The sequence below is a fragment of the Nonomuraea sp. NPDC049695 genome, from assembly GCF_040674955.1.
GTDB lineage: Bacteria > Actinomycetota > Actinomycetes > Streptosporangiales > Streptosporangiaceae > Nonomuraea > Nonomuraea helvata.
Genome location: NZ_JBFANV010000001.1, coordinates 208,935 through 234,910, shown reverse-complemented (window position 1 = coordinate 234,910; position 25,976 = coordinate 208,935). Strand labels below are relative to the sequence as shown.

Genomic DNA, 25,976 nt, shown 5'->3' with positions numbered 1-25,976 from the left:
GCGCAGAGAGCCGGACGAGGCCGTGACAGAGAAGTCTGTGACAGAGAAGGCAGAGATGGAGAAGCCGGAGCCGATGGTGAACTGGCTCCGGCAGGGCTGAGTGCCGCTCTGACGCTCGCGGTGGAGGGTGCGAGCGTCAGAGCTCGGTGTCCGGGGTGAGGATGTGACGCCTGATCAGGCAGTTGTCCCGACCGGGTTCGCCAGAGCCTGGACATGGAGGGCCAGGCTCTGGTTCATCGGGACAACTGCTTGATCACGCGATGATGGTGACGCTGCCGGGTGTGTCAGGCGGCGGAGATGCCGGCGCTGGCCGCGCGGCGCATGCGACGACGACGCTCGGAGGCGCGCTCGTCTTCGTTGAGACCGCCCCACGTGCCGTACTTCTCGGGCCGGGACAGCGCGTAGTCAAGGCACTCGTTGCGGACAGGGCACTGGGCGCAGATCGCCTTGGCCTTCCGCTCACGTACGTCACGCTCGGGCTGCCGCTCCCCGTCGGGGCCGAAGAAGAGCACGAGGTCCTCACCCCGGCACGCGGCATCATCCTGCCAACCCCAGCTGGGGCGCGGGCGGGCGAGCTGCCGACGTACCTGAGACATGAGAAAACCACCTTCGTGAGAGGTATTTCGGTAATTGAGCCGCATTGGACGCTTTTGGCGTCACTGTTCCAACGCAAGGTAGGGCCGCGATGTTCCCTGTTCAGGCAAGAGCGGGCGTGGCATACCGCACAGGCGTGAGCCTGTCCAGCGAAACCAGCCGGTAGGTGGTGATCGTCTCGGCGCAAGCCGTACCACACGGCGCTGTGAACGCCGATGGCTCAACCACAACCTGGAACCGGACGTCGCCGCAGCGCACAATGGCTTCGGTGACGTCACCGTCCGACCTGGAGGATTCCACGGCCACCGCGCCGACGGCGCACTCTCCCGTATGGGCTCGGGCGAAGTGCTCCACGGCTTGCAATGGCTCAGGGATGCCTGCGCGTCCCCGGTAGCGGTCGAGAATGATCTCGCCCGACCGGTACGCGTTAGCCGCTGCCAGTGCAGCAGCCTGAGACATGCTGCCGTAGAAAATTCCGTGTGGCAAGCACACGAGGTTGGCGGCGTAGCGATCGCCGCCAACGTGTGACGTTTCCCATACTCTGTCCGGCAGCGAATCGGCCAGCGACCGAGCGAGGGGTAGTCCAATGCGGGCGCAGCACGCATTGCGCTTGGCGTGCGTGCAGACCAGAAATACCGGCTCGACTTCAAGTATGCAGGACTCCGGGACCACTCCCGCCACGAACGAGTCCAGGTCAAGATCGTCAGGACCTGCGACGACACCGCTCGCCAACCAGGGACGTTCTCCAACCGCGTACGCCAATAGCACACGGATTCCCTGCTCCCCCGGGCGGGTCCGCTTGCCCGGGCGGCGGATCAGCTGGGGCCTGATACCGCGTTCGAGCGCCCGGCGGACGAGTTCGGAGATTCTTTCAGGAAGTTCGAAGCTTTCCAGGTGTGACGGCCAGGCGCCGGTGTACTCGACGAGCAGCCAGAGCCTGGCTCCCACGGTGGCGCTGGCCAACGTGGGAAACCTCCCGGTGTGGCACCCCGCCGGATGCTCGCAGCCCCTCGCCAACGCCCGATCCCCCTCCCGATCCGAATTAGGTAAGACTAACCTAACGGATTGGAGGGGTCAGAGGCGGCCCATCCGGTCCAGAGCCGCCCGTGCCGCCGCAAGCGCGCGGTCCCTGTCCTGCTTGACCAGGCCGATCCTCGTCCTCCTGTCCAGCAGGTCGCCCTCGTCGAGCGCGCCCTCGTGCCGGACCGACCAGATCAGCTCGCCCTCGGTGACGCCGAGCCCGGCCTCCTCCGGGTGCGCCTTGACGAGTTCGTGCACGGCCTCGGCCTCGCTGCCGTACCGCTCGGCCAGCCGGTGCGGCACCCCTGACGGCCGCGCTCCCGCCCCCACGAGCGGGATCTTCCTCGTACGGCACCGCCCGGCCGGCAGCTTCGCGGACGAGACCGCTCGATCCACCGCGTCCTCGGCCATGCGCCGATATGTCGTCAGCTTGCCCCCGACGACCGTGACGACCCCGTCGTGCGACAGAACCGCGTGCCTGCGGGAGATGTCCGCCGTGCGACCGTCGGCCGCCAGGAGGGGCCTGAGGCCCGCGTACGCGCCCGCGACCGCCTCTCTGGTCACCCGAGTCTCAAGAACGCCGTTCAGCACCTCCAGGAGCGTTCTGACGTCCTCCTCGGGCGCTTCGGGAACGTCGGGCACCGGCCCGTCCACCGGTTCGTCCGTGAGGCCGACGTGGACGCGGCCGTCGCGCTGGGGGAGTACGAGCGCGAATCGGCTGGTCTCTCCGGGAATGGGCACGTGCATGCCGGCGATCAGCCCGGGGAGCGTGCCGGGCGCCAGCACGAGGTGGGTGCCACGGGACGGCCGCAGCTTCACCTCGGGGTCCAGCGTGCCCGCCCACACCCCGGCCGCGTTGATCACCGTCGTGGCGCGGACGTCGAACTCCTCGCCGGTCAGCTCGTCGCGTACCAGCGCGCCCCGGTCCGTCAGCCGCAGCGCGCGGCAGCGGGTCAGCACGCGGGCGCCCTGCGCGGCGGCCGTCCTGGCGATGGCCACCACCAGGCGGGCGTCGTCGAGCAGCCGGCCGTCCCACGACAGCAGCGCGCCGCGCAGGCCGTCGCCGTCGAGCACGGGCGCCAGCGTGCGGGTGCGGGCCGCGCTCAGCCGCGTGGGTCCTGGCAGCAGCCGGCGCGGCGTGCGCGCGGCGGCCCGCAGGCTGTCGCCGAGCCGGTAGCCGCTCATCACCAGCGCCGCCTGCTGCCGCGAGACCGCCTTCGTGAGCGGCAGCAGGTACGGGTGCGCCGCGACCAGGTGCGGAGCCGTGGTGCGGAGCAGGATGCCGCGCTCGACCGCGCTCTCGTAGGCCACGTCCACCTGCCCCTTGGCCAGGTAGCGCAGGCCGCCGTGGATCATCTTGGAGCTCCACCTGGACGTCCCGAAAGCCAGGTCGTGCGCGTCGATCGCCGCTACGCTCAACCCCCGGGAGGCGGCGTCGAGCGCGGCGCCCGCGCCGGTCGCGCCGAGCCCCACCACCAGGACGTCCAGCCGTTCCTCCGCGACCTCGCGGAGCTCACGGGAGCGTCTGCGGGCGTTCAGCGAGCTGTCCAAGGTGCGCCTCCACGCGAGCTGTCCGAAGTGCCTCCACCCGGGCTACCCAAGGTAGGCCTCCAGCATGGCGGCGAGCTCGTCGTCGAGCTCGTCCAGGGTCACGGGGCCGAGCATCGTGGGCGCCGACAGCAGGAACGACTGCGCCACCAGCAGCACCGCCCGCGCCTTGCGCGGGTCGCCGACCGCCCGCTCGAGGACGCCGAGCGCGGCCTCCTGGCTCGCGCCCCGCCGGTCGATCAGGTACGGCATGAGCAGCTCGGGATCGGCCTCCACGATCTTCCGCCACAACGGGTGCGCGCGCAGCCCGCGGACCCCGGCGACGACCGCGCGCACCGGGTCGGCCAGGTCGAGCCCCTCGACCACCCGCACCCACTCCCTGGTCATCAGGTCCGCGACCAGCGTGCGCACGTCGGGCCAGCGGCGGTAGATCGTCATCCGCGACACCCCGGCCCTGCGTGCCACGTCCGTCAGGGTCGTCCTCCGCACCCCGTACGCCAGCACGCAGTCGCGCGCCGCGTCCAGCACGCCGTCATTGTGACGATTCGACGTCATGTGTCACAGTGTAAGCATGTGCGGAGAACCGATGCTGTGGTCCGGCTGGGGCGACCCCGCCAAGGCGCGCGAGCTGCCCGAGCAGGTTCGCCGGCTGCTGCGCGACTTCCTCGGCGTGCGCGCGCCCGGCACTCCCGCCGTCGCCCTGGAGTCGGTGCGCCTGCCGCCGGTCGCCCTGTCCGAGCCGCTGCTCGGCGCGCTGGCCGAGGTCGTCGGCTCCGCGCACGTGCTGACCTCCCACGAGGCCCGCGTACGCCACACCCGTGGCAAGTCCACCCCCGACCTGCTGCGGGTGCGCACCGGGGACGGCTCCGACGCCCCCGACGCGGTGGTGCTGCCCGGCTCGCACGACGAGGTGGCCGAGCTGCTGCGGGTCTGCTCCGCCGAACGCGTCGCCGTGGTGCCCTTCGGCGGCGGCACCTCCGTGGTCGGCGGGCTCGCGCCCGCGCGTTCCGGCTTCGCCGGGGTGATCGCGCTCGATCTGGGGCGGCTCGACCGGCTGCGCGCCGTGGACCTGGAGTCGCTCGTGGCCACGTTCGAGCCGGGCGTACGGGCGCCCGAGGCCGAGCGGCTGCTGGCCGGACACGGGCTGACGCTGGGGCACTTCCCCCAGTCCTTCGAGTACGCCACGCTCGGCGGCTTCGCCGCGGCCCGCTCCAGCGGCCAGGCCTCGGCGGGGTACGGGCGCTTCGACGACATGGTCGTCGGCCTCACGGTGGCCACGCCGTCCGGCACCCTGGACCTCGGGCGCGCCCCCAAGTCGGCGGCCGGGCCCGATCTGCGGCAGCTCGTGCTCGGCTCCGAGGGCGCCTTCGGCGTGATCACGTCGCTCAGGCTGCGGGTGCGGCGGGCTCCCGCCGAGCGCCGGTACGAAGGATGGCGGTTCGGGACGTTCGCGGAGGGATCGGCGGCCGTACGCGCGCTCGCCCAGGAAGGGCCGCTCCCCACCGTGCTGCGGCTGTCGGACGAGACCGAGACCATGATCGGCCTGGCCAAGCCGGAGGCGATCGGCTCCGGCGGCTCGGGCTGCCTGCTGATCGCAGGCTACGAAGGCGCTTCCGTGACGGAGCGGCAGGCGGCGGCCTCGGCCGTCCTGGAGCGGGCGGGCGGCGAGCCCCTGGGCGCGGAGCCGGGCGAGGCGTGGGAGCACGGCCGCTTCTCCGCCCCGTACCTGCGTGACTCGCTGCTCGCCGCCGGGGCCACGGTCGAGACGCTGGAGACCGCCGGGTTCTGGGCGAACCTGCCGCGGCTCTACGACGCGGTCCGGCTGGCCCTGGCGGGCGCGCTCGGCTCACCGCTGGTCATGTGTCACATCTCCCACGTGTACGAGACCGGCGCGTCGCTCTACTTCACCGTCGTCACCGCGCAGGAGGGCGACCCCGTGGCGCAGTGGGAGCGGGCCAAGGCGGCGGCGAACGCGGCCATCGTCGAGGCGGGGGGCACGATCACGCACCATCACGGGGTCGGGCGCGAGCACCGGGACGCCTACGCGGCCGAGCTGGGGCCCGTGGGGGTGAGCGTGCTGCAGGCGGTCAAGAGCCGGCTCGACCCGGCCGGGATACTCAACCCCGGCGTCCTCGTCCCGCCGGACGGCTCGCCCGCCTGACGGCCGCCACCCGCGTTCCCGCGCACTTCGGCGGAGGTCCTTCAGGGAGAGGGGCGAGGGCGCGGCAGGACCACGGCCGGGCGCCCGCGACGGCGCGGGGTCAGGGAGTCTCGGGCGGGGAGATCTGGTCGGCCTCCGCCATCGTGGCCGCGGCCTCGCTGTAGCGGTGCAGGGCCTCGTACACCTCGGCCAGGCGCATCAGCGAGTGCACCAGCGGCGCGCCGCACATCGCGCGGGTGAGCGCGGCCGCCTCCTGCGCCATCGGCAGCGCCTCCACGGCCCGGCCCCGCTTCAGCAGCAGCTTCGCCGTCAAGCGCAGGCTGCGTGCCAGCAGCGCCGTGTGCTCGGGGAACTCCGTGGCCAGCGCCCTGCTGCGCGCCACCGCCTCGCGGGCTCTGCGGAGCGCCGCGCCGCCCCACCGGGAGCTGGTTTGCGCATATGCCAGCAGGCCCTCAATAGCCTCCGCCTCGGAGGTGCCTCTTCGGGTCGCGTCGTCCGGGCTGTTACGGGTCATGGGAGCCTCCCCTCGGCGGTCCCAACCGCTTGCTTGGGGGGTGAGGCTACACCATTGCGAACCTTCTGTGTTCCTTGCAGTACGGAGCGTTCAGCGTGCGTCATGTGAAGATCGCGGTAAAGATGGGGACATGGTGGAAGTCGCGGCTGAACGCGGAAAGCATCTTTCGTCACGGGTGTCGGAGCGGGGCGCCGGGTGGGCATGTACGCAGACGGGGACGTTCGCCCAGCTCAGGCCCAATGATCAGGGATTTACCTGGTTGAATCTGGCGACCTTGTGGCGCTCGCGCAACGACATCCTCGCCTCGTTGTTCGGGGATCCGTCAGGTGAGGTTCGGGCGCGGTGGGTGGCGGCCCAGGAAGCGCGCGGGATTGACCCGGAATTTCGCATCAAGCTATCCGTTGGGGGAAATTTCAGTTTCCTTCTGCTCGGTGATACAGGAGAGGGAGATGCGTCGCAGTATGCCGTTGTTCCGGGGATGCTGAAACTGGGGGAGGACACGGCATTCGCCGTCATAGCCAGTGATGTGATCTATCCGACCGGATCGGGTAACGAGTACTGCGACAAGTTCTTCCGTCCGTACAAGGACTATGACGCCCCGATCTACGCCGTTCCCGGCAACCACGACTGGTACGACGGGCTCGGCGGGTTCATGCGGGTCTTCTGCGACGCGCCGCCACTCAAGCCGAAGCCCGACCGCGGGCTGCGCGGGCTGCTGTGGCGCAAGCCGGAGACGATCGACGAGGAGCGGCTGGCCAAGGCGCGCGAGCTCAGGGGCAAGCCGGCTCAGCAGGCCACGCAGCCGGCGCCGTACTGGGCGATCGAGACCGACAGCCTGCTGATCGTCGGCGTCGACACCGGCATCAAGAACGTCATCGACAAGGGGCAGACCGCGTGGCTGCGGCGCGTCTCGCTCGATCCGCGGCCGAAGATCCTCGTGACGGGCAAGCCCATCTACACCGGCAACGCCTACAAGCCGTCGCCTCTGGAGGAAGGCGGCACGATCGACGACATCGTGCGCGACCCGGCGCACCGGTACGTCGCGGCCATCGGCGGAGACGTGCACAACTACCAGCGCTATCCGGTCAAGGTGGGCGACCGGGTGATCCAGTACATCGTCTCCGGCGGCGGCGGCGCGTTCATGCACGCCACGCACACCATCGGCAGGGTCGACGTCGCGGGCGTGGACGAGGACGCGTTCAAGTGCTACCCGCTGCGCGGCGACTCGCTGTCCTTCTACAGCCAGCTGTACGCGCGCCGCCTGCGGATGAAGTGGATCTACCTCACGCCCTCCGAGGCCCTGTGCATCATGTCGGGCCAGATCAAGAACCGGCCGGTCAGGGCTCCTGAGGGGCCTGTGACGATCACCCGCAGGATGCGGTGGGCGGCGCGGCTGCTCGGGGCCTGGCCGTGGCCGTTCAGGCTGCCGGTGGACAAGGTGTTCCACCGCTACCTGTCGGAGCTGTCCGACTGGGACACACCACCGTTCTTCAAGCAGCTCCTGCACGTTTCGGTCACTCCTGAGGAGCTGACCCTGCGCTGCTTCGCCGCGACCGGGTGCCTGTCGCAGGAGCTCGATCCGCCGCTCGAGGACGAGGTGCGCATCACACTGTCGTAGTCGTTTGGCACCCTTGACCACGTGTATGTCGTGGTCGCCGCAGAGACGGTGCTTCCGGTCGGCGGCTCGGCACGCCGTACCGCCGACCTGGCGGGGGCCGTGCGCGAGCTGGAGGCGGCCGAGCACCCGCGGTGGGTGTGGGCCGATGCCCGGGAGGTCTATCCCGGCCTGCTTCGCGCGGGCGTGCGGGTCTCGCGCTGTCATGACCTCGCGCTCACCGAAGGGCTGCTGCTCGCGTACGAGGGCCGCTACGGCGAGCCCCGCTCGGCCAGGGCCGCCCACGCCAGGCTGCACGGGCTGCCGGTGCCCGAGGACCAGCCGAGCGCGCCCGACACGCTGTTCGCGCCCGAGCCGCTCGCGGCCGATGCGGTGGCCGAGGTGCTGGCCGACCAGCTGCGGCGGATCGAGGCGCTGCCGGAGCCCGGCAGGTTCAGGCTGCTGGTGGCGGCCGAGTCGGCCGGGGCGCTCATCGCGGCCGAGATGTCGTACGACGGCATGCCCTGGCGGCGCGACGTGCACGACGCGCTGCTGACCGACCTCCTGGGGCCGCGGCCCGTGCACGGCATGCGACCGGCCAAGCTGCAGGCACTGGCCGACGAGGTGGCCGCGGCCTTCGGCCATCCGGTCAATCCCGACTCGGTGCAGCAGCTCGTCAAGGCGTTCAAGGGGGCCGGGGTGGCGCTGAAGACCACCCGGTCGTGGGAGCTCAAGCAGATCGACCACCCCGCCGTGGCGCCGCTGCTGGCCTACAAGGAGCTGGCCCGCCTGTTCAGCTTCCACGGGTGGGTGTGGGCCGACCAGTGGGTGCGGGGCGGGCGGTTCCGGCCCGAGTACGTGGTGGGCGGCGTCGTGTCCGGGCGGTGGGCGACCAGCGGCGGCGGGGCGCTGCAGATCCCCAAGGTGATGCGGCGGGTGGTGGTGGCCGACGAGGGGTGGGTGCTGATCGTCGCCGACGCCGCCCAGCTCGAACCGCGGGTGCTGGCCGCGATGGCCGGCGACGTGGGGCTGGCCAGGGCCGCGGGGGAGATCGACCTGTATGCGGCGCTGGCGCAGTCGTTCGGGGGCGAGCGGGCCAACGCCAAGATCGCCATGCTGTCCGCCATGTACGGCGGCACCAGCGGCGACGCGCCCAAGCTGCTGGCGGTGATGCGGCAGCGCTTCCCCAAGGCGTACCAGTTCGTGGAGGACGCGGCCAAGGCGGGGGAGGAGGGGCGGCTCGTGCGCTCGTGGCTCGGGCGCACCAGCCCGCCTCCCTCGTCCCGTTGGAAGGAGCTGGTGTCGGGGCCCGAGGGCAGCCGGGCGGCCCGCGACCGTGGGCGGTTCACGCGCAACTTCGTGGTGCAGGGCACCGCGGCCGAGTGGGCCCTGGCGCTGATGGCGGTGCTGCGCGGGCTGCTGCCCGAGCCGGCCCGGCTGGTGTTCTTCCAGCATGACGAGGTGATGGTGCACTGCCCGATCTCGCAGGCCGAGGAGGTGATCGCCGCCGTCGCGTCGGCCGCCTCGGAGGCCACCCGGCTGCTGTTCGGGGCGACACCGGTGCGCTTCCCGATGGAGGCCGTGGCGGTCTCGTCGTACGCCGACGCCAAGTGACGGGGGTGAGCGGTTCAGGCGTCGGTGGTGCGCCAGATGACGGTGAGCCAGACGCCGGCGAGGGCGACCATGACCCCCACGACCAGCCCGAGCACGCCGTACCCGAGCATCCCCACGATGGCGCCCGCGACGATCGTGCCCGTGGCGCCGCAGACGTTCATCAGCAGGTCAGAAAGCCCCTGGACGGCCGGGCGGCCGTCGAGCGGGACGGACTCGGTGACCAGGGCGGAGCCCGCCACCAGGCCGCACGACCAGCCGAGCCCCAGCAGCACCAGCGCGGTCGTCACCTGCCACACCCGGTGGCCGGCCGTGCCGGCGAGGGCGGCGGCGGCCAGCAGGAGGGCCATGCCGAGCACCAGGACGGGCACCTTGCCGGCCTTGTCGGCCAGCCAGCCCACCACCGGCGACAGCACGTACATGCCCGCGATGTGCAGGCTGATCACGAGGCCGATGACGTCCAGGTTCGAGCCGTCGTGATGGAGCTTGACCGGGGTCATGGACATGACCGACACCATCGCCGTGTGGCTGACCGCGATCATGACGAGGGCGCGGCGGGCGTTCGGGGTCGTGCGGAGGGTCTGCCAGGCGGTGCGGATCGTGCCTTTGGGGGCGCGGCCGGTGCTCTGGGCGCCGGTGAGTGAGCGGGCCAGCTGGAGCGGATCGGGGCGCAGGAAGACGAAGATGACGGTCAGGGCCAGCGCGAACGCCAGCGCCGCGAACGCGAAGGGCCCCGCCTGCTGCACCAGGCCCAGCCGCATGCCGATCTGGTCGGCGGGCTTGGCGAGGTTCGGGCCGGCGACGGAGCCGATCGTGGAGGCCCAGACGACCAGAGACAGATGCCTGGCCGAGCGGCCCTGCGGCGACAGGTCCGTGGCCGAGTAGCGCGCCGCCAGGCTGCCCGCGCTCCCGCCGCCCACCAGCACGAGCCCCGCGAGGAGCAGCGGCCACGCGTGCAGGCTGATCGCCAGGACCGAGATCGCGCAGCCCACGAGCGCCGACAGGTACGCCACCGACAGCCCCGCGCGGCGGCCACCCCGGCCCGCCGCCTTGGCGGTCGGCAGGGCCAGCAGCGCCGCGCCGAGCACGGTGGCCGTGCCCGCGAAGCCGCTGATCACCGTGGACCCCGACAGCTCGTCCACGACCACCGAGCTGAGCGCGAGCCCGACGGCCACCCCCACGCCACCCACGATCTGCGTCGCCGACAGGACGGCCAGGGTCCGGCGCTGGACGCTCTGAATGCGGTCAGCGGACGAGACGGCAGGTGTTGTGGGGGCACTGGTCACGTGTGAAGTCTCGCATAACCCCCAACATCACCCAAAAGGCCGAAATATCAGAGAATGGTGACCGAATCCCCCTGAGCAATGCGCCCCGGCGTGTCCGGGATCAGGTTGATGCCGAACCACACCTTCCCGTCCCACCTGCGGTGCCGGGAGAGCGTCCTGATGGGCTCCTTGCCCTTCGTGTACGTGGCCGTGTCGATCGTGGTCAGCACGCACCGGTCGCACCCCTTGCTGACCCGGAAGTCGACCGCGCCGATGCGTACCCGCTCCCACTTGTCCTCGGCGAACGGCGTGTCCACCCCGTCGACCACCACGTTCGGCCGGAACCGGTGCATGGGCAGCGGTTCGGGCGCCTCCTCGCCGCGCTCCAGCGCGGTCTCCACGATCCAGTCGTTGAGCCGCGCGAGCGAGGCGCTGGAGGTGAGCAGCAGCGGGTAGCCGTCGGCCAGGCTCACGCGGTCGTCGGGCCGCCCGTACTCGGGGTTGACCGGACGGCGGGTCGGGTCGTCGAGCCACTTGAGCCTGAGCGGCCGCCCCACCAGCCCGGACAGCCACCGCGCCGCGTCGTCGCCGCAGTCGGTGACCTCCACGGGAGTGCGCCCCACCGTGACCGTGGACATCGAATCGGCCGGTGTGACGTGCAGCGGGTCTGCGTGCGGGCTGGTCAGCGTGAGTCCGTCGCTGTCGAGCAGGGCGACGATGGCCAGCAGGCGGGGCTCCTCGCGTGCGGTGAGGATGTCGCCGCGCTCCTCGGTGATCAGGTAGCGGCGGTCGCCGGCCAGCCCCCACGGGTGCACCTCGGCCTCGCGGACCTCGTGGCCCGCGGTGGATTTGACGGGGTAAAAGTGGATGCTCGCCAGCTTCATACGCGAGAAGGTACCTCACTGGTCTCCGCGGCCGTGGAGCGGTGCAGGGCTGCCGAGAGGGCCACGGTCGCGAGCGAGAGCACGCCGATGGCGGCGCCGATCCAGGCGACGGACGGGTAGCCGAGCCCTGCCTCGATGGCCAGCCCGCCGAGCCAGGGGCCGACGGTGATGCCGACGTTGAAGGAGGAGACGTTCACCGCGGCGGCCAGCGTGGGGGCCTCCTTGGCCAGCGAGAAGACGCGGGTGTTCAGCGCGGGGTTGGTGCCGAAGCCGAACGCGCCGAGCAGGAAGATCAGCGCGATGGCCGGCACAGTGGCCGACGCGCCCAGGGCCAGCGCCACCGAGGTGACGACGAGGCCGGTCACGCCGACGTACAGGGTGGGGAACGGACGGGCGTCGGCGATCCTGCCGCCGATGGTGATCCCGATCAGCGAGCCGACGCCGTAGAGGGCCAGGACCGCGGGCACCCAGGCCGGTGCCAGGCCCGTGGTGTCGACCAGCAGCACGCTGAGGTAGCTGAAGGAGGCCAGCAGGGCTCCCGTGGTCAGCGCGGTGGTCCCGTACGAGAGCCAGAGCCGGGGGCTCACCATGGAGCGCAGCTCGTCGGAGACGCGCGGCGCGGCACCGGCGGGGCGGCCGCCGGGGATGGTGGCGAGCACGCCCAGACCGGCCAGGGCCGACAGCGCCGCGACGGCCCAGAAGGACGCGCGCCAGCCGAGGTGCTGGCCGATGACCGTGCCCAGGGACAGGCCGATGATGGTGGCGACCGTCAGCCCGCCGGCGAGCACGCTCATCGCCTTGCCACGGGCGTTGGCGGGCACCAGGCCGACCGCGGTGCTCGCGGCCACGGCCCAGAACCCGGCGTACACGAAGGCGCCTATGACGCGGGTGGCGAAGAGCACGCCGTAGCTCGACGTCAGGGCGCCCACGATGTGCGACAGGACGAAGACCGCCATGAACGTCAGCAGCGCCGTCCGCCGGGGCCAGCGCAGCGTGGCGACGGCCAGCGCCGGAGCCCCCACCAGCATCCCCAGGGCGAACGCCGAGATCAGCAGCCCGGCGCCGGGCACGGACACGTGCAGGTCCGCGGCCATCTCGGGCAGCAGCCCGGCCAGCATGAGCTCAGAGGTGCCCTGAGCGAAGATCGCGAGTCCCAGGATGTAGACGGCCAACGGCATGGTCACACTCCCTTTTTAGATTGATCAGTTCAAAACGAGGGCGCGAAAAAGTCAGAAGACGCTCAGCGCGGTATTCGCGATCGACTCGAGCCCGTCCCGGTCCGTCCCGCCCCGGGCGGCCACGCGCAGGCCGCTGACGGTGGCGATGACGAAGTGCGCGAGGGTGAGCGGGTCCTTGCCCGGGTCGATCTCGCCCCGGGCGCGGCTGGTCTCGAGGGCGGCCCGCAGCAGCTCCCGCCGCCTGTCGTTGTCGCGCCGCAGCAGCTCGGCGATGTCCGGGTTGTGCGGGGCGAGCTCCGTCATCGAGTTGACCACCAGGCAGCCGGGCGGCTCGCCGGGGTTGGGGTCGACGGCCCACCACAGCACGGTCCTGATCTTCTCCTTGATCGGCAGGCCGGACTCCAGCAGCTCGGCCAGCGCGGCGGTGCGCTGGTCCATGTAGTGGCGCAGCGCCTTCTCGAACAGGTCGTGCTTGCTCGCGAAGGTGTTGTAGATGCTGCTGCGGCCGAGGCCGGTGGCCGCGCACAGGTCCTGGGTCGAGGTGGCCTCGTAGCCCGCGTTCCAGAACGCCCGCATGGCCGCCTCGACGGCGCGGTCCTCCTCGAACGTCCTCGGTCGCCCCATGCTCCGCACGTTAGCACGTTTTGGAACGACTGGTGCAATACGTCAGCTCGCCTGCCGGAACGTGTCCAGGAACACCTGGCGGGCCTCCGCCTGCTCGTCCCACTTGAGCTCGGGCATGTCGAACGTGATCGTGAACGCGTCCTTGTCGTCGATCGTGACGTACCTGGTCAGCGCGTGCATGGGGACGCCGCTCGAGGTGGTGTAGGTGTACTCCCAGTCGGTGGCCCGCCAGCCGCGGTAGTCGACGGCCTGGAGCTGCACCTGGATGTAGCCGTCCACGCCGCCCTTGGCCTCCCGCTTGCCCAGCTCGGCCAGGCCGCCGTCGGGCTGCGCGGCGGCCTTCTGCACCATGATCCGGATGCCGGAGTCCTTCGGTCCGCTGAACGTGGTCACGCCGCCCGACGTCCCCGCCTTCCAGCCCTCCGGCACGGCGGCGGCGAACCCGGCCATGCCGTGTTCGCTGTAGCCGCTGGGTATTACGGAGGGCTCGCCGTCCTGGGCCGTGCCGGGCGAGGTCGCCGCCTGGGTCACGGGCGCCACCGTGGGCGTCGAACCGCCCGACAGGATGACCACCACGGCGCCGACGACCACGGCGATCCCCACCAGCACGCTGACGATCATGAGCGTTTTCGGGCGGCCGCCGCCGCTCCAGAAGCCGTCGTCCTCTTCCGGCCTGCGCCTGCTCTTGCCCGTGCGCGGCGCCGCGCCGGGCAGCGTGGCCAGGCGGTTGTGGCTGAGGTCGCGGGACAGGTCGCGCGAATGCTCACGCAGGTCGTCCGCCGAGGCCAGCGGCCACGGCGTGGCGCCGGAGGAGGACGCCCGGCTGTCCGTGGTCAGCGGCAGGATCGGCGCGGGCTGCGGGCCGGAGTCGTCGTCGAATTCCCCGGCGATCCGGTGCGGCCCGGACGGCGTGCCGAAAGGCCGGCCCCCCGAGGGGCTGCCGAACGCGTCGAACTCGCCGGACGGCGTCGACAGCTGGTCGGTCCTGTGGCTGCCCGACGGGCTCTGCAGCGCGTCGTACGGCATCGAATGGCCGCCCGACGGGCTGGTCAGCGGGTCGTACGGCACGCGTACCGGACCCGAGGGGGTCTCCACGATCCGCGAGGGCATCGGCCCCGACGGGTGGTCCAGCGGCGGCAGGTTGTCCTGCGAGTGCAGCGTCTCGGCCGGGCGCGGCCGGACCGAGCCGTGCGCGCGCAGCACCGCCTCCAGCATCTCGATGACCTGGTCGGAGGTGAGCCGCTCCGCCGGGTTCTTACGCAGCAGCCCCTCGATCACCGGCTGCAGCGAGCCGGCCCGCTGCGGGGTGATCGGGTCCTGGGTGAGCACCGAGCCGAGCACCGCCACGGGGTCGGGCCCCTCGTACGGCGGCCGCCCCTCGACGGCGGCGTACAGCGTCGCGCCGAACGACCACAGGTCGGCCGCCTGGGTGATCGCCTGCCCGGACAGGCGCTCCGGCGGGATGTACGCGGGCGACCCCATGAGCAGCCCGGTCTGCGTGATCGTCACGTCGCCCTCGATGGCCGCGATGCCGAAGTCGGTCAGCACGACCCGGTCCTGGGTCAGCAGCACGTTGCCGGGCTTGATGTCGCGGTGCAGGATCCCGGCGGCGTGCGCGTGCCTGAGCGCGTCGAGCACCCGGATGCCGATCTCGGCCGCCTGGATCACCGGCAGCGGCCCGCTCTGGCGTACGGCCTGCTCCAGCGACCACGCGCGGACCAGCTCCATCACGATCCAGGGGCGGCCGTCCTCCTCGACCACGTCGTGCACGGTCACGATGCCGGGATGGGTCAGGCGCGCGGCCGACCTGGCCTCGCGCAGCATGCGCCGGTGCGCCACCTGCATGCCCGCGCGGTCGAGCCCGTACGGGAGGATCAGCTCCTTGACCGCCACGTCCCGGTCGAGCAGGACGTCGTGGGCGTGCCACACCATGCCCATGCCGCCCCTGCCGACCGGCGACATGAGGCGGTACCGCCGGCCGATCAGGCGTCCCTGGCCCTGCGGGGCGCCGCTGGGGGCACCGCCCTCCGGGCCGGGGCCGCTGAGCAAGCGGTCGCCTGCCATCTTCCCGCCCCCATCCCGCACTGAACGTAAACAAAGTGGTTCGTTACGATATCTGCGGGCAATGCGCAAGGGAAGCTGATCAACCCTGACAAGGGTCATTACCTGCTGTTATGTCGTAGTTGACATGGCCTGTTCGGCCAGCGCCAGCAGGGCAGCGGTGAACGCCTCCACGGGCGGTTTGACCAGACCCGCCCCCACCTGTCCGGTTCCAGCGACGCGGCCCGCTATGCCGGTGTTGACCACGGGCAGCAGGCCGGTCCTGGCGACGAGCGTCACGTCGATGCCGACGGGCGTGCCGCGGAAGCCCAGCCCCGGGATCTGGTAAGCGGGGTGCTCGGCGAGCGTGATCTCGTACATGGAGCGCGTGGCCCGCACCGCGTCGGACACCTCGCCGCCCACGAACCGCACGATGGCCGGCGAGGCCGCCATCGCGAACCCGCCCAGCCCCGACGTCTCCGTGATCGTGGAGTCGCCGATGTCCGGGTTGGCGTCGTCCGGCCCGTACGTGCCCAGATAGAGCCCGTCGGGCACGCCCGCCGGCCCGGTGAACCAGCGCCCGCCCAGCCCGGAGACCTGGACGCCGAAGTCGGTGCCGTTCCTGGCCATGGCCACGACCAGGGACGAGCCCGGCACGTCGCGGGCCGCGTCGGTGCTGACCTTGGCGGCGGCCATGGCGAGGTTGAGGAAGAAGTGGTCGTTGCCGTTGATGAAGCGCAGGACCTCCGCGGCGTGGCCGGGGACGGCCTCGACCACGGCGGGGGCGAGCTCGCGCAGCAGGAGCGAGGTGGCGGCGCGGTTGCGGTTGTGCAGCTCGTCGCCCATCTGCAGGGCCTGCGCGATCAGCGAGCGCAGGTCGAGGGGCCCGGTGCGCTCCAGCGTCGCCTTCAGCGCCGGGCCGAGCACCGCGTCCATCCAGCGCAGGCGCTCCAGCACCTCCGGTCCGTAGGCGCCGTACCTGAGGACCTTGCCCAGGCCCTCGTTCAGCGAGCAGTACGCGGTGCCGCCGTGCTCGTCGTCGCGTACCTCGAACAGCCACATGGACGGGCTCACCACGCCCGCCATCGGGCCCACGGCGGCGTGCTCGTGGCACGGCCGCAGCGCGATCTCGCCGGCCGCCAGCCTGCGCCCGGCGTCGTGCTCGTCGCCGGCCTGGCCCTCGAGCAGGCCCTCGAGCAGCATCGCGCCGATCAGCGCGCCGCGCATCGGGCCCGACGCGCGTTCCCAGGTGATGGGCGGGCCCGCGTGCAGGAACGTCCCCGCCTCCAGCACCTCCGACGCCCGCCGCACCCCCACCAGGTACGGGCGCGCGGAGGTCAGCCTGCCCACGGCCAGCTCGTTCGCGGCCTGCCTGCGCGGGTCGGCGAGTACCTTCGCCAGGGCCTCGGCGGTGCCGGGCAGCGGCGGGCGCCAGCTGACGGGGACGGTCCGGACGGCCTGCGCCCTCAGCGCCTCGTCGAGCAGGCCCGCGCCGACCGTGATGACCCGGGGTGGGGTGGACAGCAGGCTCATATGAGGCTCCTGGCGTGCCTGGCGGCCTGGGCGTTGGATGTGAACACGGCCGCGCCCGCCTCCCTGAAGGCGGCGGCCTGCCGGTGCAGGTCCTGCGGGTCGCCCTCGGTGCCGATGAGGGCGATCACGACGGTGGCGGGGGTGCGGGCCACGGCGTGCGCGAGCGAGGCGGCGGGGTCGGGGTCGGAGCCGTGGCCGAGCACGACGTCCATGAGCACCAGATCGGTCTCGTGAGCCCGGGAGAGCGCCTCGACGCGGAGCGTCGGGTCGATCATGGGGTGCGCCCGGCCCCTGGTGTAGGCGTCGTCGCCGTAGTCGACGAAGTCGCCCTGGCCGGCTACCAGCGCGGCCTCGGCGCTGAGCGTCCCGCCGGAGTAGACGCCCTTGATCGTCTTGACCCGGCTCTGCTTGCCCGACCACGCGGGCCAGGACGGCCACTCGGGCACGGGCCTGCCGAGCGCGCGCAGAGCCCGCTCGGTCGCCTCCGTGAGGTCGATCTCCGGGAGCAGCGCGAGCAGCACCGGCGTGCGCAGCCGCGCCACGGAGTCCTGTACGGTCCGCGCCACCTCGGGCGACGGCGGCTTGGAGATGAGCAGGATCAGCTCAGTGGCCGGATCCTCGTCCAGCATGCGCAGGGCGCGCAGCGTGGACAGGCCGCCCACCTCGGCCGACAGGTCCCTGCCGCCCACGCCCAGCACGTGGCTGACGCCGGTGCCCGCCCAGTCGAGCAGGCACGTCACCTGCTGGGCGCCGGTGCCGGAGGCGGCCACCACGCCGACGGGGCCGGGGCCGAGCACGTTCGCGAAGCCCAGGCCGACGCCGCCGATCAGGGCGGTGCCGCAGTCGGGGCCCATCACGAGGACGTCCTGGGTCTCCGCGAGCGCCTTCAGGCGGCGTTCCTCGGCCACGGGGACGCCGTCGCTGAAGATCATGACGGGGAGCCCGGCCTGGATGGCGTCCTGGGCCTCGGCGAAGGCGTACTCGCCGGGGGTCGAGACGAGGACCAGGTCGGCCCCGGCGGTCCTGGCGGCCGAGTGGGTGGTGAGCGGGGGCTGGTCGGTGGGGGCGCTCTCTGGGCGCCGGACGGCGGTCAGCCGGCGGTCGGCCTCCTCGACGGCCGCCCTGGTGTCGTGTGCGCGTACGGCTATGAGGAGGTCGCCCGGGTCGGCGGCCGGGACGGTGAAGCCGAGGTCGCGGAGGATGCCGAGGTTCAGCTCGGTGGCCATGGCGACCATGGCCACCTCCACGCCCGACATTTCAGTCAGCGCGCGACTTATGCGCATGAGGGCGACTGAGTCGTGGTACGTGCCTTTCCGTACCAGCACCGCGTCGCTGCTCATCGGGGCCCGCTCAGGGCGAGGACGGCGGACGTCCCGATGGCGATGCCCTGGGCGAGGTCCGCGCCCGAGGTGTGACCGAGACGGTGGAGCTCCCGCAGGGCCGGCTCGAGCGGCTGCCCACCGGCGATGCCGCGCAGCACGGCGGTCACCTCGGGAGTGGCCTCGCCCCTGGCGGCGCAGTGCAGGAGCGTGGCCGAGATGGGCGTGGTACGCGTGCGCGCGTCGAACGTCACGGTCGCCGCCAGCCAGTCGGCCAGCCAGACCGCACGGTCCGCCCCGGCCGCCGCGCCCAGCCGGCGCAGCGTCACCAGCAGGCCCGCCAGAACGTCGTCGCCGCTCGGCGTGAGCCCGGGACCCAGGCCCACGAGCTGCTCGGCCGCCGTCACCGCACCCAGGAGCCAGCCCTTCGCACAGCTGTCGGCCAGCGACTCGACGGCCCCGTTACCCGCCAGGCCCGGTAGCGGGGGATCCGGCGGTCGGCCCAGGCGTGCGGCGGCGTGCTCGAGGCGCGCCCGATCGATCCGGCCCAGCGGCGGGGCGGGGTCCCACCAGCGGCGGACGCTCAGGCTCAGCGGGCCCAGCTCGACGGCACGCTCGCCCACCGAGGCGTCGTCACCCACCGTGACGTGCGGCAACTGGGCGGCCAGCAGCACGGAGTTGGGCAGCCGGGTGGCCGCGCCCGTGATGACGGCGATCACCGAAGGCTCCAGGTCGGTTCTGACCTCGAGATAGATCCCCACCGGGAACACGGCGAGCACGCGGGCGGGGCGGCGCGGCGACTCCAGGAGAGGGCGCACCGCCGTGCTGGCCGCCCCCGTCACATGGATGCGGGCACGCCTCACATGAGTACTGACGGTCACCTGGCCTCCCATCCGCCCCTGGACCTGACCGTAGAACGGGCGCGGAACCCTCCGTACGGAGAAATTTGCCAACAGTCAGCGGGAAGGTTGGCTCTTCCTGACAGACCGCTTCTGGAGTCACAATCGTCCACATGGAACCCCCCGTCCGGCTCGCCAGCACCGGGACGATCATTCACGGTGTTTCCGTAGGAGAGGTGCTCGGCGTCTCGACGCTCGCCGACGCCAGGCTGATCGCGGGGGAGAGCGGGCTGGGCCGCATCGTGCAGCGGCTGAACGTCATGGAAGTGCCCGACATCCTGGCCTGGGTCAAGCCGCACGAGCTGCTGCTCACCACGGGCTACCCGCTGCGCAACACCCCGCAGTCACTCGGGCGGCTGGTGGCCGACCTGGACGAGCGCGGGCTGTCGGCGCTGGCGATCAAGCTCGGGCGATACGTGGACGAGCTGCCCGACGAGATGGTCGAGCAGGCCGACCGGCTCGGCTTCCCGCTCATCCTGCTGCCGAACGACGTCGGGTTCGACGACATCCTCAACCAGGTGCTGACGGACATCCTGAACCGCCAGGCCGCCGTGCTCGCCCGCGCCGAGGAGGCGCACCGGGCGCTCGTGCAGGTCGTGCTGGCGGGCGGCGGGCTCAACGAGGTGACCGCCGAGGTGGCGCAGCTGCTCGACGTGTCGGTGGCGGCCGTGGACGGCTCGGGCCGCGTCCTGGCCGGCGCGGGCGCCGACGATCACCTGGCGGTCCTGCGCGAGTCGATCTCCCTCGAGGGCCAGCCCCTTCCGGCCGCCCCGGGGAGGGCACGGTCGTTCGCCTCGGTGCCCGTGCTCGCCGGGGGCCACCACCACGGCAGGATCGTCGCCTACAGCCCGACGGGGGCGATCAGGGACAGCGACGTCGGCATCCTCGAACGCGCCGCCACCGTCGCCGCGCTCGTCGTGACGCGGCAGGAGGCGGTCAACGCCGTCGAGAGCAAGTACCGCGCCGACTTCCTGCGCGACGTGCTCACCGGCCGGGCGGGCACGGCGGAGCGCGTCACGGCCAGGGCGCGGGCGTTCGGCTGGGACCTGGCGCGCCCGGTGACCGTGCTGGTGGCCGAGCTGGACCCGGACGGCGACGAACGCAGCGCGCAGGACCGGCTGGTGGCCTGCTGGACGGCGGCGATGCGGCGGCACGACCCGCGCGGGGCGGTCGCGGGGTTCTCGCACGAGGTGGTGGCCGTGGTGGACGCCTCGATCGACGCCACCCGGGTGGCCAAGGACGCGGCCTCGGCCTTCGCCGACGTGCCGCCCGCGACGTTCTCCACCGGCACCTCCCGGCCGAGCCAGGGGGCGGAGACGCTGCCCGAGGCGTACTCGCAGGCGTTGAAGGCGGCCCGGGTGGGCCGCCAGCTGCACGGGCCCGGCGCGGTCGCCCACTTCGACCAGCTCGGTGTCTACCGCCTGCTGTCCCTGGTGAACGACACGGAGGAGCTGCACGCGTTCGTCCGCGAGACGCTCGGACCGCTGGCCTCCGACGTCGACGCCGAGAACGCCGACCTCCGGCGCACCCTGCAGGTGCTCCTGGAGACCAACCTCAACGTGGCGGAGACGGCCCGGCGGCTGCACTTCCACTACAACACGCTGCGCTACCGCATCGGCAAGCTGGAACGCCTGCTCGGCAACTTCACCGACGACCCCCACCTGCGCCTCAACCTCACCCTGGCCCTGCACGTGCTGCGGATGCGGGGGATCTAGGGTTGGGGCTGTGGATGTGGACTTCGAACTGCGCTCCGAGTACATCCCGCTGTGTGACCTGCTGAAGTACTGCGGGGTCACGGAGACGGGCGGGATGGCCAAGCAGCTGGTCGCCGAGGGGTTTGTGCTGGTGGACGGCGAGGTGGAGCTGCGCAAGCGCGCCAAGATCCGGTCCGGTCAGGTGGTCAGCGGCGAAGGGTTCTCGATCCGGGTGGAGTAGCAGTTTCACTGGCCCCCGGCGCAGATTTGGCAGATCATGCCCGTGTAGCACCGTCCCGGCGGGCCTAATGTGCCCGCACCGGAACGTGGCGCCAGCTGTGATGGATCCGCAGCGCAGCGAGGACATCCATCACAGCGCTCCGAGCACAGCTCGGCAGTTAGACGCTGCCCAGTACAAGAGGGGCTCTCATGGTTGTGGGATGGACAAAGCACGGTGACGGCAAGCACCTGGCTCCCGGAGAGGTGGTCAGGCCGGACGAGCGGCTGAGCTGGCCCAGAATGGTGGGGTTCGGGGCGCAGCACGTGATCGCGATGTTCGGCGCGACCTTCGTCTTCCCCCTGGTGATGGGGCTGGATCCGAACGTCGCCGTGATGATGTCCGGCGTCGCGACGATCCTGTTCCTGCTGATCGTGAAGGGGAAGATACCGTCCTACCTCGGCACCAGCGCGTCCTTCGTGGGCGGGGTGCTCGCCATCAGGGCGGCGGCGGGCGGTGACACCGCGGGCGCGGACGCGATCGTGACCGGCGCCATCCTGGTCGCCGGGTTCGTGCTGGCGCTGGCCGGGCTGGCGATCCACTTCCTCGGCGTGCAGATCATCCACCGCATCTTCCCGCCCGTGGTCACCGGCGCGGTCGTGATGCTGATCGGGTTCGGGCTGGCGTACGTGGTGGCGGACGTCTACTGGCCGCAGGACCACTGGGTCGCGCTCATCACGATGCTGGTCACGTTCGTGGTGATCGTGCTCTTCAAGGGGTTCGTCGGGCGGATCGGGGTGCTGGTCGGCCTGGTCTTCGGGTTCGTGCTCTCGTGGGTGCTGGACAAGGCCGCCGGGCCCATCACATCGGTGCTGCCCGGGGCGAACCTGCGGGACGCCGCCGGGGCCGGTTGCCCGGTCGAGGGGACGTACTGCGTGGCCACCGCCTTCCCGCACGACCGGGTGAACTTCAGCTCCCTGGAGAAGGCGCCGTGGTTCGGGGTGCCGGACTTCCACGCCCCCGACTTCAAGACCTCGGCCGTGCTGCTGGTGCTGCCCGCCGTCATCGCGCTCATCGCCGAGAACATCGGGCACGTCAAGGCCGTCGGCGAGATGACCGGGGCCGACGTCGACCCGTACGTGGGCCGGGCCGTGGTGGCCGACGGAGTCGGCACCATGGTCGCCAGCGCGGTCGGCGGGTCGCCCACCACCACGTACGCCGAGAACATCGGCGTCATGGCCGCCACCAAGGTCTACTCGACCGCCGCCTACTACATCGCCGCCGTCATCGCCATCTTCTTCGGCCTCTGCCCCAAGTTCGGCGCGCTCGTCGCGGCCACGCCGGGCGGCGTGCTGGGCGGCGTCACCGTCATCCTGTACGGGATGATCGGCCTGCTCGGCGCGAAGATCTGGATCGAGAACAGGGTGGACTTCGCCGATCCCGTGAACATGGTTCCGATCGGCGCGGGCATCATTCTGGCCATCGGACCTGTGAGCCACTACATCGGCGCGGACTTCACCCTGGAGGGGATCGCGCTCGGCACCATCGTGGTGCTGGGCGGCTATCACCTGCTCCGGGCCATCGCCGGCCGCCCCGCCGAGCCGGCCAGGAGCGAGGCCGGGTGAAGCCGCCGCCGTTCGAGTACCACGCCCCCCGCGACGTCGGCGAAGCGCTCAGGACGCTCGCCGAGGTGGGCGGGAAGGTGCTGGCCGGAGGGCAGAGCCTCATCCCCATGCTCAACATGCGGCTGGCGGCCCCGGCCCATCTCGTCGACATCAGCCGCCTGCGGGAGCTGCAGGTCATGGAGGCGACGGAGGACGGTGTCCGGGTGGGGGCGGCGGTCACGCACGCGCAGGCGGAGCGGGCCGAGGCGCATCCGCTGCTCAGCCGGGCGCTCAAGCTGGTCGCGCATCCCGTGATCAGGAACCGGGGGACCGTGGTGGGCAGCCTCGTGCACGCCGATCCGGCCGCCGAGCTGCCCGCGGTGCTGGCCGTGCTGGGCGGCTCCGTACGGGTGGCCCGCTGGGACGGGCCGGTACGCGACGTGGGCGCGCAGGAGTTCTTCGTCGGGCCCATGGAGTCGGCGGTCCAGCCGGGCGAGCTGGCCGTGTCGGCATTTTTCCCGGCATTGGGTCCGCGTACCGGGGCAGCATTCGAAGAGGTGGCCAGGCGGCACGGCGACTACGCGCTGGCCGGGGTCTGCGCCGTCGTGACACTCGGCGAGGACGGCCACGTCGAAGCCGCCACGCTCGCCTGCGTCGGCGTCGGTCCCGTGCCGGTCGTCGTGGACGTGACCGGGAGCCCCGCGGAGGCGGCGCGGGCCGTACGGGAACGGGTCGAACCGGAGGGCGACATCCACGCGTCGGCCGACTACCGCCGTCACCTCGTGGGCGTGCTGGCCGAGCGGGCGTTGCGGAACGCGACCAGGGAGGCAGGGGTTCGTGGAGCATGAGATCACGCTCGTCGTGAACGGCGCCGCGAGACGGGTCAGTGTGCCCGCCCGCCGCCTGCTGTCCGACTGCCTGCGCCACGACCTCGGCCTGACCGGCACCCACGTCGGCTGCGAGCACGGCGTCTGCGGCTGCTGCACCGTGCTGCTCGACGGGCAGCCGGTGCGGTCGTGCCTGACGTTCGCGGTCAGCGTGGACGGCTCCGAGATCACCACCGTGGAAGGGTTGGGTCCGGAGGGCGGCCTGTCGCCGGTGCAAAGGGCGTTCGCCGAGTGTCATGGGCTGCAGTGCGGGTTCTGCACGCCGGGGTTCCTGTGCACGGTGACCGCCATGCTGCGGGACAACCCGGCGCCCACGGAGGAGGAGGTGCTCGAGGGCATCTCCGGGAACCTGTGCCGGTGCACGGGCTACCAGAACATCGTCAAGGCCGTTCACCGGGCCGCCGAGCTGCTGGCGGAGGAGACATGACGACGAGGCTGTTCGGGGAGCCCGTGCAGCGGCGGGAGGACCCGAGGCTGCTCACCGGCCAGGGCCGCTTCCTCGACGACCTCGGCGGGGACGCGCTGGCCGCCGCGTTCGTGCGCTCGCCGCACGCGCACGCCCGCATCCGCGACATCGACGTGGCCGCCGCGCTCGATGTGGAGGGGCTCGTCGCCGTCTACACCTGGGAGGACCTGCCCGAGCGGGTCGGCAGGCCGCTGCCGCTGCTGATCCCGCACCCGGCCCTCACGCACGGGCGCACCGCGTACCCGCTGGCCAGGGAGGTCGTCCGGCACGTCGGCGAGCCGGTGGTCATGGTCGTGGCCACCGACAGGTACGCGGCCGAGGACGCCTGCGCGCTCATCGAGGTCGACTACGAGCTGCTCAAGCCGGTCGTCGGCCTGGAGGAGGCGGTGCAGGGCGCCCAGCTCGTGCACGAGGACGTGCCGGGCAACGTCGGCGCGCACCTCGTCCAGGAGGTCGCGGCGGCCGACGGGCGCGGCGCGCGGGAGGCGATCGAGACCGCGCCGCACACGCTGGCCTTCCGGCTCGACATCGAGCGCAGCGCCAGCATGCCCCTGGAGGGACGCGGCGTGTACGCCCGCTGGGACGGCCGGGACCTGCGCGTCTACTCCAGCACCCAGACCTCCACCAGCGTCCGCATGGCCGTGGCCGCCGCACTCGAGCTGCCGCTGCCGCAGGTCGAGGTGATCGCGCCCGACGTGGGCGGCGGCTTCGGGGTGAAGATCGTGCACCCGTGGCCCGAGGAGGTGCTGGTGCCCTGGGCGGCCATGACGCTCGGGCGCGAGATCAAGTGGACGGAGGACCGCAGGGAGCACTTCATCTCGTCGGCCCACGAGCGCGGCCAGGTGCAGTACGTACGGGTCGGCTTCGACGACGACGGCCGCGTCCTCGGCCTGGACGTGACGATCCTGCACGACCACGGCGCCTACACGCCCTACGGCATCATCGTGCCGATCGTCACCTCGACGCAGCTGCTGGGCCCGTACCGGATCGGGGCCTACCGGGTCGAGTTCACCGCCGTCTACACCAACACCGTGCAGGTCACGCCCTACCGGGGAGCCGGCAGGCCGCAGGGCGTGTTCTGCATGGAGCGGACCATGGACAAGATCGCCCGCTATCTCGGCAAGGACCGGACCGAGGTGCGCGCGGCCAACTTCATCGGGCCCGACGAGTTCCCGTACGACCAGGGGATGACGTTCCAGGACGGGCGGCCGCTGATCTACGACAGCGGCGACTACCCGGAGATGCTCCGCATGGTCAAGGAGCTGATCGGCTGGGACTCCTTCGAGCGACGCCCCGGCCGGGGCATCGGCATCGGGTGCTACGTCGAGGGCACCGGCGTGGGGCCGTACGAGGGCGGCCACGTGCAGGTGACCTCCGACGGGCGGGTGCACGTGTCCACCGGGCTCACCTCGCAGGGCCAGGGGCACGAGACGGTGTTCGCGCAGATCGCCGCCACCGAGCTGGGTGTGCCGATCGAGCGGGTGAGCGTGGTCACCGGCGACACCCGCAGGTTCGGGTACGCGGTCGGCACGTTCGCCTCGCGCGCGGCCGTCGTCAGCGGCAACGCCATCGCGCTGGCGTGCAGGAAGGTACGCGAGAAGGCGCTGCGGATCGCCGCCGACGCGCTGGAGGCCGACCCGGCCGACCTGGAGATCACCGACGGGATGGTGCACGTCGCCGGCACGCCGACCGCGTCCATCCCGCTCTCCACGGTGGCGGTGCTGGCCAACCCGCTGCGGTACGCCTTCGACGACGAGACCGCGAAGGCGACCCAGTTCTCCGGCGCCACCTCCCCCGACCGGCCGCCGGTCGCCGAGGGCGACGAACCGGGGCTGGAGGGGCGCGACTACTACTCGCCGATCAGGTCCACGTTCGCGTCCGGCATGCACGCGGCGATCGTCGAGACCGACCCGGAGACCGCCGAGATCAAGGTGGCTCGGTACGCGGTCGTGCACGACTGCGGCCGGCTGATCAACCCCATGATCGTGGAGGGCCAGATCCACGGCGGAGTGGCGCAGGGCATCGGCGGCGCCCTCTACGAGCGCATGGTGTACGACCCGCACGGCCAGCTCGTGAACGCCTCCTTCATGGACTTCCTCATGCCGTACGCCACCGAGATCCCGCACATCGAGACCGCCCACCTGGAGACGCCGTCGCCGCTCAACCCGCTCGGCATCAAGGGCGCGGGCGAGGCCGGCGTGATCCCCGTCTCCGCGGTCATCGCCTCGGCCCTCGAGGACGCCGAGGGCATCCCCATCGACCGCATGCCCATCTCCCCGTCCGAGCTCTTCGACCTGCGCTCCCGTATGCGATGATCTGTCGCT

General features: G+C 71.9%; 22 protein-coding genes. 9 read left to right on the top strand and 13 right to left on the bottom strand.

All coding sequences use genetic code 11. The annotated features are described in order from the left end of the window. Positions 1–284 precede the first annotated feature (284 nt). The 4 genes from AB0J64_RS01005 to AB0J64_RS00990 all read right to left on the bottom strand — a co-directional run bounded on the left by AB0J64_RS01005 (position 285) and on the right by AB0J64_RS00990 (position 3,717). The gene (locus tag AB0J64_RS01005; RefSeq protein WP_080036407.1) at positions 285–596 is read right to left on the bottom strand and encodes a WhiB family transcriptional regulator; all 312 of its coding nucleotides are present in this window, start codon (positions 594–596) and stop codon (positions 285–287) included. A 100-nt stretch (positions 597–696) separates the two neighbouring features. Further along, positions 697–1,557: a sucrase ferredoxin gene (locus tag AB0J64_RS01000; RefSeq protein ID WP_364018654.1), complete on the bottom strand. Its 861-nt coding sequence runs from the start codon at positions 1,555–1,557 to the stop codon at positions 697–699. Between the two features lie 111 nt (positions 1,558–1,668). Next, entirely contained in the window at positions 1,669–3,165 is a 1,497-nt protein-coding gene (locus AB0J64_RS00995) for a glycerol-3-phosphate dehydrogenase/oxidase (protein ID WP_364018652.1), read from the bottom strand. Between the two features lie 42 nt (positions 3,166–3,207). Next, the gene (locus AB0J64_RS00990; protein ID WP_364018650.1) at positions 3,208–3,717 is read right to left on the bottom strand and encodes a helix-turn-helix domain-containing protein; all 510 of its coding nucleotides are present in this window, start codon (positions 3,715–3,717) and stop codon (positions 3,208–3,210) included. A 31-nt stretch (positions 3,718–3,748) separates the two neighbouring features. Between AB0J64_RS00990 and AB0J64_RS00985 the strand changes: the two genes are divergently transcribed. Next, entirely contained in the window at positions 3,749–5,323 is a 1,575-nt protein-coding gene (locus AB0J64_RS00985; protein WP_364019195.1) for an FAD-binding oxidoreductase, read from the top strand. A gap of 100 nt (positions 5,324–5,423) precedes the next feature. Here AB0J64_RS00985 and AB0J64_RS00980 read toward each other — a convergent pair whose 3' ends face one another. After that, the gene (locus AB0J64_RS00980) at positions 5,424–5,837 is read right to left on the bottom strand and encodes a hypothetical protein (protein WP_364018648.1); all 414 of its coding nucleotides are present in this window, start codon (positions 5,835–5,837) and stop codon (positions 5,424–5,426) included. Positions 5,838–6,183: 346 nt separating this feature from the next. Here AB0J64_RS00980 and AB0J64_RS00975 point away from each other — a divergent pair, with 346 nt between their 5' ends. Both AB0J64_RS00975 and AB0J64_RS00970 read left to right on the top strand, forming a co-directional pair. Beyond that, positions 6,184–7,455: a metallophosphoesterase gene (locus tag AB0J64_RS00975; RefSeq protein WP_364019192.1), complete on the top strand. Its 1,272-nt coding sequence runs from the start codon at positions 6,184–6,186 to the stop codon at positions 7,453–7,455. A 21-nt stretch (positions 7,456–7,476) separates the two neighbouring features. Continuing rightward, a complete protein-coding gene (locus AB0J64_RS00970) occupies positions 7,477–9,045 on the top strand; it encodes a bifunctional 3'-5' exonuclease/DNA polymerase (protein ID WP_364018646.1) in 1,569 nt (522 codons plus the stop codon). A gap of 14 nt (positions 9,046–9,059) precedes the next feature. Here AB0J64_RS00970 and AB0J64_RS00965 read toward each other — a convergent pair whose 3' ends face one another. The 8 genes from AB0J64_RS00965 to AB0J64_RS00930 all read right to left on the bottom strand — a co-directional run bounded on the left by AB0J64_RS00965 (position 9,060) and on the right by AB0J64_RS00930 (position 18,766). After that, the gene (locus AB0J64_RS00965) at positions 9,060–10,328 is read right to left on the bottom strand and encodes an MFS transporter (RefSeq protein WP_364018644.1); all 1,269 of its coding nucleotides are present in this window, start codon (positions 10,326–10,328) and stop codon (positions 9,060–9,062) included. A gap of 47 nt (positions 10,329–10,375) precedes the next feature. Further along, entirely contained in the window at positions 10,376–11,191 is an 816-nt protein-coding gene (locus AB0J64_RS00960) for an MOSC N-terminal beta barrel domain-containing protein (RefSeq protein ID WP_364018642.1), read from the bottom strand. Continuing rightward, positions 11,188–12,369, bottom strand: coding sequence for a Cmx/CmrA family chloramphenicol efflux MFS transporter (locus AB0J64_RS00955; protein WP_364019189.1), 1,182 nt, complete (start codon positions 12,367–12,369; stop codon positions 11,188–11,190). The genes AB0J64_RS00960 and AB0J64_RS00955 overlap by 4 nt, the downstream gene beginning before the upstream one ends. 51 nt (positions 12,370–12,420) lie before the next feature. Further along, on the bottom strand, positions 12,421–12,993 hold the full coding sequence (locus tag AB0J64_RS00950; RefSeq protein WP_364018640.1) for a TetR/AcrR family transcriptional regulator: 573 nt from the start codon (positions 12,991–12,993) through the stop codon (positions 12,421–12,423). Between the two features lie 42 nt (positions 12,994–13,035). Beyond that, entirely contained in the window at positions 13,036–15,057 is a 2,022-nt protein-coding gene (locus AB0J64_RS00945) for a serine/threonine-protein kinase (RefSeq protein WP_364018638.1), read from the bottom strand. Between the two features lie 108 nt (positions 15,058–15,165). Continuing rightward, on the bottom strand, positions 15,166–16,566 hold the full coding sequence (locus tag AB0J64_RS00940) for a DUF1116 domain-containing protein (protein ID WP_364018636.1): 1,401 nt from the start codon (positions 16,564–16,566) through the stop codon (positions 15,166–15,168). After that, on the bottom strand, positions 16,563–17,906 hold the full coding sequence (locus AB0J64_RS00935) for an FdrA family protein (protein ID WP_364018634.1): 1,344 nt from the start codon (positions 17,904–17,906) through the stop codon (positions 16,563–16,565). The genes AB0J64_RS00940 and AB0J64_RS00935 overlap by 4 nt, the downstream gene beginning before the upstream one ends. Beyond that, positions 17,903–18,766, bottom strand: a complete 864-nt coding sequence (locus tag AB0J64_RS00930; protein ID WP_364018632.1) for a DUF2877 domain-containing protein — start codon at positions 18,764–18,766, stop codon at positions 17,903–17,905. Before AB0J64_RS00930 ends, AB0J64_RS00935 begins: the two co-directional genes overlap by 4 nt. A gap of 131 nt (positions 18,767–18,897) precedes the next feature. Between AB0J64_RS00930 and AB0J64_RS00925 the strand changes: the two genes are divergently transcribed. From AB0J64_RS00925 to cutA, 6 genes are all read left to right on the top strand, one after another. After that, on the top strand, positions 18,898–20,499 hold the full coding sequence (locus AB0J64_RS00925) for a PucR family transcriptional regulator ligand-binding domain-containing protein (RefSeq protein WP_364018630.1): 1,602 nt from the start codon (positions 18,898–18,900) through the stop codon (positions 20,497–20,499). A gap of 10 nt (positions 20,500–20,509) precedes the next feature. Further along, entirely contained in the window at positions 20,510–20,719 is a 210-nt protein-coding gene (locus AB0J64_RS00920; RefSeq protein WP_364018628.1) for an RNA-binding S4 domain-containing protein, read from the top strand. Positions 20,720–20,907: 188 nt separating this feature from the next. Continuing rightward, positions 20,908–22,320 carry a solute carrier family 23 protein gene (locus AB0J64_RS00915; RefSeq protein ID WP_364018626.1) on the top strand — a complete coding sequence of 471 codons (1,413 nt, stop codon included), beginning with the start codon at positions 20,908–20,910 and terminating at the stop codon, positions 22,318–22,320. Beyond that, the gene (locus AB0J64_RS00910) at positions 22,317–23,147 is read left to right on the top strand and encodes an FAD binding domain-containing protein (RefSeq protein ID WP_364018624.1); all 831 of its coding nucleotides are present in this window, start codon (positions 22,317–22,319) and stop codon (positions 23,145–23,147) included. Before AB0J64_RS00915 ends, AB0J64_RS00910 begins: the two co-directional genes overlap by 4 nt. Continuing rightward, complete coding sequence (locus tag AB0J64_RS00905; protein ID WP_364018622.1) at positions 23,137–23,613, top strand: (2Fe-2S)-binding protein; 477 nt, start codon at positions 23,137–23,139, stop codon at positions 23,611–23,613. The genes AB0J64_RS00910 and AB0J64_RS00905 overlap by 11 nt, the downstream gene beginning before the upstream one ends. Then, positions 23,610–25,967, top strand: a complete 2,358-nt coding sequence (gene cutA / locus AB0J64_RS00900) for an aerobic carbon-monoxide dehydrogenase large subunit (RefSeq protein ID WP_364018620.1) — start codon at positions 23,610–23,612, stop codon at positions 25,965–25,967. The genes AB0J64_RS00905 and cutA overlap by 4 nt, the downstream gene beginning before the upstream one ends. Positions 25,968–25,976 lie beyond the last annotated feature (9 nt).

What these genes read in the sequence shown, in the direction of transcription:
- AB0J64_RS01005 (WP_080036407.1), bottom strand. Translation starts at nt 596, where the DNA reads ATGTCTCAGGTACGTCGGCAGCTCGCCCGCCCGCGCCCCAGCTGGGGT.
- AB0J64_RS00990 (WP_364018650.1), bottom strand. Translation starts at nt 3,717, where the DNA reads ATGACGTCGAATCGTCACAATGACGGCGTGCTGGACGCGGCGCGCGAC.
- AB0J64_RS00985 (WP_364019195.1), top strand. Translation starts at nt 3,749, where the DNA reads ATGCTGTGGTCCGGCTGGGGCGACCCCGCCAAGGCGCGCGAGCTGCCC.
- AB0J64_RS00980 (WP_364018648.1), bottom strand. Translation starts at nt 5,837, where the DNA reads ATGACCCGTAACAGCCCGGACGACGCGACCCGAAGAGGCACCTCCGAG.
- AB0J64_RS00960 (WP_364018642.1), bottom strand. Translation starts at nt 11,191, where the DNA reads ATGAAGCTGGCGAGCATCCACTTTTACCCCGTCAAATCCACCGCGGGC.
- AB0J64_RS00955 (WP_364019189.1), bottom strand. Translation starts at nt 12,369, where the DNA reads ATGCCGTTGGCCGTCTACATCCTGGGACTCGCGATCTTCGCTCAGGGC.
- AB0J64_RS00950 (WP_364018640.1), bottom strand. Translation starts at nt 12,993, where the DNA reads ATGGGGCGACCGAGGACGTTCGAGGAGGACCGCGCCGTCGAGGCGGCC.
- AB0J64_RS00945 (WP_364018638.1), bottom strand. Translation starts at nt 15,057, where the DNA reads ATGGCAGGCGACCGCTTGCTCAGCGGCCCCGGCCCGGAGGGCGGTGCC.
- AB0J64_RS00940 (WP_364018636.1), bottom strand. Translation starts at nt 16,566, where the DNA reads ATGAGCCTGCTGTCCACCCCACCCCGGGTCATCACGGTCGGCGCGGGC.
- AB0J64_RS00935 (WP_364018634.1), bottom strand. Translation starts at nt 17,906, where the DNA reads ATGAGCAGCGACGCGGTGCTGGTACGGAAAGGCACGTACCACGACTCA.
- AB0J64_RS00925 (WP_364018630.1), top strand. Translation starts at nt 18,898, where the DNA reads ATGGAACCCCCCGTCCGGCTCGCCAGCACCGGGACGATCATTCACGGT.
- AB0J64_RS00915 (WP_364018626.1), top strand. Translation starts at nt 20,908, where the DNA reads ATGGTTGTGGGATGGACAAAGCACGGTGACGGCAAGCACCTGGCTCCC.
- cutA (WP_364018620.1), top strand. Translation starts at nt 23,610, where the DNA reads ATGACGACGAGGCTGTTCGGGGAGCCCGTGCAGCGGCGGGAGGACCCG.